Genomic DNA, 8,911 nt, shown 5'->3' with positions numbered 1-8,911 from the left:
GGCGGGGCTATCCATCCCACAACCTGCTTCGCGAGGTTGGGGAGTTCCGCCCACTTCTTTAAATGCAGTTTAAGCATTTAAACTATTCTTAAGCTGCATTGATTATTAATAATAAGTATTAAAAATCACAAAAAGCAATTCCATATCGTATAAGAATGTCTTAGCCACAGTGAAAATATATACGGTGGTGCGACTATATTTTAGGTGTGAGGAAAAAATTAATGAAGATCGAGCATCCAATTTTGCTTGGTACTGCTGCTGTCGTATCGGCAGCTTTGCTGTCTGGAAATGGTAGTGTTTCGGCACAAGAAATCGATTTATCTAATCCAGATGCGATCGCCAACTACGCAGATTTTAATGGTTCTGTAGAAATAGACCCAGCAGATCCCAACAATAATATGGGACAGGTAACCAACGTAAATCAGTTGCGCGATGTAGCTCCCACAGATTGGGCTTACGAAGCACTACGCAGCTTGGTAGACCGTTATGGTTGTATTTCTGGTTTCCCCAACCAAACCTATCGCGGAGATCGACCCCTTTCTCGTTATGAATTTGCGGCGGGTTTGAACTCTTGTTTAAATCAAATCGAGCGTTTGATCGCATCTCAAGAAACTGTTGGGTCAGAAGAACTCGAAACCATCCAAAGATTGAGCCAAGAATTTGAAGCGGAACTTGCAGCTATTGGCGGACGAGTAGACGAAATTGAAAGTAAAATTGCTGCATTGGAAGACAGCCAATTCTCCACTACTACCAAATTAGTTGGGGAAGTAGCCTTTACTTTGGCTAATGCTTTTGGCGATGATTTTGACTCGGAAGTAACCTTTAGCGATCGAGTTCGTCTGACCTTAGTTAGTAGTTTCACTGGTAGCGATAAGCTATATACCCGTTTGACTGCTGGTAATATTGGTAACTCCTTTCAAAATCTTACTGGCACGAGAGAAGGACGTTTTGCATTCGACGGTCAAACAGATAACAATATTGTCATCGATCGCTTGCACTACAGTTTCCCCGTCGGTGAAAAACTACAAGTTACGGCAATGGGCGTTTTAGCCGCTCACCATTTCTATGCAGAAACCTACAACTCTGGATTAAACACTGGTGGTGGTGCCAATGGTGCTTTAACTCGTTTTGGCGAACGCAACCCTCTATATCGTCAGGGTATTGCTCGTTCTTCTGCTGGGGTTGGAGCGAAATTGACTTTAACAGACTTTTTAGCATTTTCTGGGGGCTACATCGCTCCTAATGGTTCAGATCCCACAGAAACTAACGGTTTATTTAACGGCTCTTTTTCTGCAATGGGTCAAATCGAACTGACACCTACAGAATCCCTCAAACTAGGTCTAACCTACGTGCGCGGTTTTGATAACGAGCAAACTAATCTCAATGACGATCTAGAACCTGCATTTAGAGGTTCTTTCCTTTGGGGCGGTACTGGTACGAATGCTGCTAACCTCAGAGGTGCTACTGGGGTTGATATTGGTACTTCTCCTGTAGCTACTAACTCTTTTGGGGTGCAAGCTCAATTTGATATTAGTCCCAGATTCAGCCTTCGCGGTTGGGGTGGTTATACTATTGCCGATATTATTAATCCAGGAACAGATAATAACGGCGATGCAGAAATTATCAACTTCGCTGGTGCTTTGGTGATTAACGATCTGATTAAAGAAGGCAGTCTAGCAGCTTTAATTGTGGGTGCAGAACCTTATTTAAGTTCCATTGATGCTAATGGTGATGATACGGACGAAGATATTTCTGAAGATCTTCCCCTTCACGTAGAAGCATTGTACAGATTTAACTTGAACGACAATATTTCTATTACTCCTGGTGTAGTTTTTATCTCTAACCCCAACCAAGACGAGGACAACGACAGTATCTTTATTGGTGCTTTGAGAACTACCTTTACTTTCTAAAACTAGTTCTATCAAGGGCAAACAATCAACATTACGATAAACAAAATTATCTGGATTGAAGCGGTAGAAATCAAATCTCTGCCTCTTCAATCCTTTTTTTATCTAGTTACCAATTAATTATTTGTTGTTCCTTTTTCCTTAAACTGATACCCTAATGATTGCCTCCGCAACTAGATAATTTCCAATCATTCATGTCTACTACTACCTGGACGAGACGGCATATTCTATCTTTGATAGATTTTTCCGCCACCGAATACGATACAGTTCTACAAACTGCTGCGGGATTTCAAAAAGTCCTTTCAGGAAGAACCAAAAAAGTCCCCGCACTCCAGGGAAGAGTTGTAGCTAATATGTTTTTTGAACCTTCGACTCGCACTCGTAGTAGTTTTGAACTGGCAGCCAAGAGACTTTCGGCAGATATTTTGAATTTCTCTCCTGGGACTTCTTCTTTAACCAAAGGAGAAACAATTTTAGACACGGCTAAAACCTATTTAGCGATGGGTGCGGATATTATGGTGATTCGTCACAGCCAAGCGGGAGTTCCTCAAGCGATCGCCAGGGAAATGGATCGCTTAAACTCTGGAGTTACCATTCTCAATGCAGGAGACGGTTTGCACCAACATCCCTCTCAGGCTTTGTTAGACTTGTTTACCCTTACTTCTTTATTAGATTCGGATAATCCCCGCACAGAATTATTAAAAGGAAAAAAAATTGCGATCGTCGGAGATATTCTCCATTCTAGGGTAGCCCGTTCTAATATTTACAGTCTGACCACCGCAGGAGCGGAAGTTCACCTAGCAGCACCCGCTACCTTGTTACCCAAAGAATTTTTGAATCTGGCAAACGAACAATGTCAAGATAGATTATTTCTCCACTGGGAACTAGAACCAGCCTTAGAAGCTGCGGATTTCGTCATGACCTTAAGATTGCAACAAGAACGCATGACTGCTAACTTTATCCCCAGTCTGCGGGAATACCATCAACTGTTTGGCATTACTCGTGATCGCCTTAAATTATGCCAAACTAACGTCAAAATACTTCATCCAGGACCCACCAACCGAGGAGTTGAAATTACCTCAGATTTGATGGACGATCCCAGTCTCAGCCTAATTTCCCAACAGGTTACTAGTGGAGTAGCGACTCGCATGGCGTTATTATATTTAATTGGCATTAGCGAGAATAATAGTTAACCTAAGTTCGAGATATAGTAATTTTAATTAATTTCCTCACGATTAAATGGCTTTAAGGTCAGAGGTCAGGGGTCACAAAGGCGATCGGGTTCGCCACATGTAGTCAGAGGTCAGCCCTAAAGGATTAGTTTAAGAATTGAAGTTAAGTATTTAATCTATTTCCCCTTGCCAATAAATCTTTTGTTCGGCAGAATTATCGCCTAAAAAACGAATAATGGTCAATTCTATCTCGATCGCAACTCCTGGTAGAAGATATTTACGATCTATGGGCAATTTTCCTAGATTTAAAGCAAATCGCTGATTGTTTCTGGTCACCGCAGCGGCAGGAATAATACCTTCATATCTAGTTTTATAGTTTCGGGAGTCTCTTCTAGAAGAAAAGCGATCGCCATTAGTACGATATTTGATTTCAAATTGGGTTTGAATGATATCTGACTTTTGAGCTAGATCGATCGCACTAAAAACCAAGTCAGATCTGTTGCCTGAAATTAACCCCCTCTCCAAACGAGTCGTTTCAGCTTCGGCGATGGCATGATTAATAGTGAATAAAGTATTATTTTGGCTAGTTTGAATAGTTGTATCCAACCAAACTGCTTCGGGATAAGTAATAGCTAATTTATTAGCGTCGGTTAAGGCAAATTCTAAAGATTCATCAGCAAAATCTTTAATACTCTTTGATTCATTCCAAGCAAAAGATATTTTTCTAGTCAAAGTATCGATATATTCTTCATAAGTATCGGCAATAATCGAGTTGGCTGCTACTAGAGAACTCGCCCCATTGTGAGACTGCCAAATATTGTTAATCAGATTGATTGTTTGTCCTTGCGCGATCGCCGATAAAGAAATTGAGTCCTTAAGCTTTTCCTCGGGTAAGTTATTTCTTCCCTTAACCAAATAAAGCTTGCCTAAGCTACCATCCACACCATCTCTGCCGACTCTGCCCCAGCGACCATCTCGTCCGCTATAACAGTAATATTTTTTATCTCGATCGCTTTGATGGCTTTTAAATCCCCAACTAGGACAATAACAACCCCTACCACCTCTACCTTCTCTGCCACCCCTCCCACCATAACCGCCAGAAGATACTACATAAATCTGTTGGAGATCTTCCAGGCGATCGTAAAATACGGTAATCGAACCGCCATTCCCTCCATCTCCGCCATTGCCACCGTTACCACCTCTACCTCCATTGGGTAACCTGATATCGGATTTATATTCCCCATAAAACCCATAACAAATAGCATCAGAACCAAATCCGCCAGGTTCTCCATCTTCCCCATCAGTCCCAGAAAGATCTAGTTCTATAGTAGATCCATTAACAGTAATAGTTTTGTTCGTGCCATTTCTACCATCTCTACCATTTCTGCCATCTCTGCCATTACGTCCCTGCTTGCCGAAATTACGGGACAATAGAAAGTTATGAGCAGTTGACGGTATTTCCCTTGGTTTGGCGATCGCAGCTGCTATAGTCCAAGAATTACCGATCTGAGTCAAACCAGGGATCAGCCAAATTCCTACTGCTAAAGTTTGCTGCCAAAAATTCCCGACCATAGATTGAGTAAGCGGTAAAAACTAACAACTAAAGACTAAAAACTAAAGATCGAAGTGCTTGGCGATAAAGTTGGTATAGATCTCACCTTTGAGAAAAGCAGAAGTTTCTAAAATTTGCTTGTGAAAATCAATAGTGGTAGGTACGCCAGTAATAGCACATTCCCTCAGAGCGCGCTTCATACGTTTGATGGCAGTATCGCGGTCTTCACCCCAAACAATTAACTTGCCAATTAAAGAGTCATAATAAGGGGGAATTTCATAGTCAGTGTAGACATGGGAATCCATTCTGACTCCTGGCCCTCCTGGTGGTAAGTAGGCACTGATGCGACCTGGATGGGGACGGAAATTATATTGCGGATCTTCGGCATTAATCCGACATTCGATCCCATGACCTTTTAAGACCACATCAGCTTGAGTAAACCGCAGTTTTTCTCCTTGAGCCACTCGAATTTGTTCGGCAATCAGATCGATTCCCGTAACTACTTCCGTAACGGGATGTTCTACTTGGATGCGAGTATTCATTTCCATAAAATAGAAATCTCCCGAACCATCAAGCAAAAATTCCACTGTCCCCGCACCAACATAATTAATCGATTTAGCCGCTTTAACCGCAGCTTCCCCCATTTTTTGCCGTAATTCTTGACTTAAAATTGCACTGGGAGCTTCTTCTAATAATTTTTGATGGCGACGTTGAATCGAACAGTCTCTTTCTCCTAAGTGAATTACATTACCGTGACTGTCAGCCATAATTTGAAACTCAATATGGCGGGGGTTTTCCACAAACTTTTCTAAATAGACCCCACCGTTACCAAAGGCTGCTTCTGCCTCTCCTTGAGCAGCTTGGAACATCCTAATTAAATCCGACTCATCTCGCACCAAGCGCATACCGCGACCACCACCACCAGCAGTAGCCTTAATCATCACAGGATAGCCAATTTCCCCAGCCACTTTTTTAGCTTCTTCTTCATCTCGTAATAAGCCATTGCTACCAGGTACAGTCGGTACTCCTGCTTTCTCCATAGTTTTTTTGGCAGTAGATTTATCTCCCATCGCCAACATTGCTTCTTTGGAAGGGCCGATAAAAGTTAGCTGGTGATCGTTACAAATCTCCACAAAACGAGCATTTTCTGCTAAAAATCCATAACCAGGATGAATCGCCGTAGCATTGCGAGTCAAAGCAGCAGCAATAATATTAGGAATGTTGAGATAACTTTTCCCCGATGGAGGAGGCCCGATACATACACTTTCATCGGCCAACTGGACGTGAAGGGCTTGGCGATCGATCGTGGAATGTACGGCTACGGTGGCAATACCCATTTCAGCACAGGTGTGTAAAATACGTAGAGCAATTTCTCCTCGGTTGGCTATCAGGATTTTGTTAAACTGCATTCGATGAAGTAGATAACTAAAGTCATGTTTAAGAATAAAGCTTTTTCAAGCATTTAGATTATGTAAAGATTAATTTGTTTTTAGGAGTTATTTAATTCCGAGGGGGGTCGGTCGTCACTCCAACTCCACCAAGCAGTATCGCATTCGCATAAATAGAACTCTTGATATTTACGGCGATCGCCACTACTAACAGGAGCGCGACGATTTAACCAGACGTTTTTTGCTTTTTTGGGGGGCATTTTACAACTAGGACAAGAAAAATCAAAAACATGAACTGCTGATTTGGTCCATTCTGGAGGAATTAAAGCAAAAGCATCCATATATTTTATGTGTAATTGAAAAATGGCGTAGCAATAGTTCATTGCTACACCTATTGTACTTCGTCACCTGAGATCGAATTAAAACCAATTGATAGTTAAATAGCAACGCAGGTAGTTGAAACCATTGCTGCGGTTAGTTCTTCGGCAGACACTTTAAAAGGTAATCTGTGAATATCCGATTCTGGAGAACAGGCGATCGCCGCAGCATGACGCAATTTACTCAAACTAACTTCACCCAAACCCAAATCTTCCAAGGTTTTAGGCAAACCAATCTCTGTATAAAACTTTAACAATTGATTTCTAGAGGACTCGGCTAGTTTATTACCTTGAATGGTTTCTTCTAGACGCAACTGCACCAAAATACCGTAAGCCACTTTTTCTCCATGGAGAACATCGTGAGCTTCCAAAAGATGAGTCAAACCGTTATGGACTGCATGGGCAGCTACAGTACGACAATCAGCCCCACCAACACCACCAATTACTCCTGCCAATAATACCGTTGCGTCTACTACTTCCCGCCATTCATCACTTTGGGGATCTGCTAGGGCTTGAGCCGATTTTTGAAAGAGAATGTCTCTTAAAATTCTGGCTTGTTGGACAGCGGATATTAAAAGAGTTGCAGTAGATTCTCCACTACTGACAGAAGCTTCATACCATTTGGCGATCGCATCTCCAATACCCGCTACTAAAGTCCGCTGGGGGGCGGTGCGTACCAAACCATAATCTAAAATCAACAGATCGGGACAACGACTCAAAGCTACATCGTATTGAAATGCACCCTCTTCCGAATAGATATTCGATAAAGCCGTCCAGCCCGCACAGGTAGCTCCAGAAGTGGGAATCGCAACCATTGGTAGTTCTGATTGATAAGCTAGGAGTTTAGCTGTATCTAAAGCCTTGCCACCGCCAACGCCAATAATTAAGTTTGCTTGATGTTTTTCAACTGTCTGTTTTAGTCGAGATAGGGAAGATTCGGCACAATCTGGACTATAACTAGTGAAACTCAAAGTTTTAGGGTTTAGTAGAGATTGTAAATGAGGTGCGATTAGTTCTAATGTTTTGTTACCACCGACAACCAAAGGGCGATCCCCTAATCTAGTTATTTCCTTGACAGAATTTGGCAAACAATTCTCTCCTCGTAATACTCTGGCTGGAGCGATCGTTAAGGGGGCGTAACTAGTGTTTGCTTTGATAGATCTAGTGGTAGCTTGTTTGCTCATATAAATATTAATTACTCTTGCTCTGTTAGCTGCTGGCAGGTAATTTTTTGAGGTTCTGCTCAAAAACATTAATTTTAATATCATCATCCCCAGTAGCAATTAGAGATCGTTTCGCCTCGCCTAAAAACAAAGGTTGTGATACTCCCGATTGGGGATGGAGAACAGTTCTCAATTTAACTGTAAATTGATTGTTTCCATTTGTGCCAGTCCTACCATAAGAATATAAGTCTGAAGCTGCTTGAAGCAAGGTCGGTTCGATGGCGGTTTTCTCGATATCGGGCGTTACTGCTACCACTGCTTGATTTGCGCCATTATCATAAATCAAGGTGTAACGAACCGCACCAGGAATTTCTACTCTGGGAAAAAAGCTCAACCCCAAGGCAAATGTACCCAGTGTTAAGACTGTCATAAAGCTGGTTACGCCCACCAAACGAAAGCGAAACCCCCAACCAACAACAAAAGCAATAGTAGTTACTAATAGAGCAAAAATAGTGCCAATCCCAAGCCATTTACCATAAACAAACAGATCACTAACAAAATCCATTGATTTTTCTTAAATATTTTTTTAGTTTGTAAAAAAATAGATATCGGTAGTAACTTACACACGATACCCAGATTAATAGTTAATGATTGTATCAGTTATTTCTATTTTTTTATTTCATAATCAATCTTGCAATGCTATAATCGTATACGGCAAATAAAGAAAATGCCCCGATGGCTCAGTGGTAGAGCACATCTTTGGTAAAGATGAGGTCGCGAGTTCAATTCTCGCTCGGGGCTTGCCTTACTGTACAGTGACACATTATTTGTCGTTAAAGACACATTACTGTCATCGTGACTTATTTTTGTCATTGGGACAAATTGATGTCTTTGAATGCAGTGGTGACAAAATAATGTCATCTGGGTATTGCGTTACCAAAGATGTGCTCCTTTCAATCTATCTTAACATTGCCAACAAGCTAATTCATCGGGGAAAAATAGCTATTTATAGCCTGAGTTAATTTTCATAGAATGATTTTTGAGACTCATCAAAAATATTCCAATCTAATCTGTCTTAAATTCTCAATCTATCTTCGACTGAAATGGTTGTTGAAACTACTAGAACGATCGCTGGTTTAAAAACTCAAACAGCTATCTTTCAATCCATCTTCGACTGAAATGGTTGTTGAAACAATATAAACCCCGCCATCGATGCTGGCGAAGCTAGAAGAGTTTCCAACTTAATAATCCCAACTACGGGACTGAAACAATTGATTGCCATAGCTGCAAGAAAAATAGTCGTACCAGTTTCCAACTTAATAATCCCAACTACGGGACTGAAACCCGAATAG

At 41.4% G+C, this 8,911-nt stretch carries 8 protein-coding genes and 1 tRNA gene; 3 read left to right on the top strand and 6 right to left on the bottom strand.

Features of this window, described 5'->3' with window-relative positions:
- Positions 1–221 precede the first annotated feature (221 nt).
- Both AC33VI_RS16590 and AC33VI_RS16585 read left to right on the top strand, forming a co-directional pair.
- Positions 222–1,910, top strand: coding sequence for an iron uptake porin (locus AC33VI_RS16590; RefSeq protein ID WP_491783368.1), 1,689 nt, complete (start codon positions 222–224; stop codon positions 1,908–1,910).
- A 191-nt stretch (positions 1,911–2,101) separates the two neighbouring features.
- Positions 2,102–3,100 (top strand): aspartate carbamoyltransferase catalytic subunit, encoded by a 999-nt coding sequence (locus AC33VI_RS16585; protein ID WP_491783367.1) that lies wholly within the window; start codon positions 2,102–2,104, stop codon positions 3,098–3,100.
- 150 nt (positions 3,101–3,250) lie between these two features.
- On the opposite strand, the gene AC33VI_RS16580 is transcribed toward AC33VI_RS16585, so the two are convergent.
- The 5 genes from AC33VI_RS16580 to AC33VI_RS16560 form a co-directional block, all read right to left on the bottom strand.
- The gene (locus tag AC33VI_RS16580; protein ID WP_491783366.1) at positions 3,251–4,651 is read right to left on the bottom strand and encodes a collagen-like protein; all 1,401 of its coding nucleotides are present in this window, start codon (positions 4,649–4,651) and stop codon (positions 3,251–3,253) included.
- A 42-nt stretch (positions 4,652–4,693) separates the two neighbouring features.
- The gene (accC, locus tag AC33VI_RS16575) at positions 4,694–6,040 is read right to left on the bottom strand and encodes an acetyl-CoA carboxylase biotin carboxylase subunit (protein ID WP_491783365.1); all 1,347 of its coding nucleotides are present in this window, start codon (positions 6,038–6,040) and stop codon (positions 4,694–4,696) included.
- Positions 6,041–6,120: 80 nt separating this feature from the next.
- Positions 6,121–6,360: a hypothetical protein gene (locus AC33VI_RS16570; RefSeq protein WP_491783369.1), complete on the bottom strand. Its 240-nt coding sequence runs from the start codon at positions 6,358–6,360 to the stop codon at positions 6,121–6,123.
- Positions 6,361–6,455: 95 nt separating this feature from the next.
- Positions 6,456–7,580, bottom strand: a complete 1,125-nt coding sequence (locus AC33VI_RS16565; protein ID WP_491783364.1) for an iron-containing alcohol dehydrogenase family protein — start codon at positions 7,578–7,580, stop codon at positions 6,456–6,458.
- Between the two features lie 25 nt (positions 7,581–7,605).
- Positions 7,606–8,124 carry a Ycf51 family protein gene (locus AC33VI_RS16560; RefSeq protein WP_491783363.1) on the bottom strand — a complete coding sequence of 173 codons (519 nt, stop codon included), beginning with the start codon at positions 8,122–8,124 and terminating at the stop codon, positions 7,606–7,608.
- Between the two features lie 164 nt (positions 8,125–8,288).
- Between AC33VI_RS16560 and AC33VI_RS16555 the strand changes: the two genes are divergently transcribed.
- Positions 8,289–8,360, top strand: a tRNA-Thr gene (locus AC33VI_RS16555).
- A gap of 358 nt (positions 8,361–8,718) precedes the next feature.
- Here the strand turns inward: AC33VI_RS16555 and AC33VI_RS16550 are convergent.
- On the bottom strand, positions 8,719–8,911 hold a 193-nt coding region (locus tag AC33VI_RS16550), incomplete at its 5' end, for a hypothetical protein (protein WP_491783362.1).

The sequence above is a fragment of the Waterburya sp. genome (assembly GCF_058530065.1).
This window is presented reverse-complemented; position numbering and strand designations above follow the sequence as displayed.

Coding starts and splice junctions, on each gene's coding strand:
- AC33VI_RS16590 (WP_491783368.1), top strand. CDS start 222: ATGAAGATCGAGCATCCAATTTTGCTTGGTACTGCTGCTGTCGTATCG.
- AC33VI_RS16580 (WP_491783366.1), bottom strand. CDS start 4,651: ATGGTCGGGAATTTTTGGCAGCAAACTTTAGCAGTAGGAATTTGGCTG.
- accC (WP_491783365.1), bottom strand. CDS start 6,040: ATGCAGTTTAACAAAATCCTGATAGCCAACCGAGGAGAAATTGCTCTA.
- AC33VI_RS16560 (WP_491783363.1), bottom strand. CDS start 8,124: ATGGATTTTGTTAGTGATCTGTTTGTTTATGGTAAATGGCTTGGGATT.
- AC33VI_RS16570 (WP_491783369.1), bottom strand. CDS start 6,360: ATGGATGCTTTTGCTTTAATTCCTCCAGAATGGACCAAATCAGCAGTT.
- AC33VI_RS16585 (WP_491783367.1), top strand. CDS start 2,102: ATGTCTACTACTACCTGGACGAGACGGCATATTCTATCTTTGATAGAT.
- AC33VI_RS16565 (WP_491783364.1), bottom strand. CDS start 7,580: ATGAGCAAACAAGCTACCACTAGATCTATCAAAGCAAACACTAGTTAC.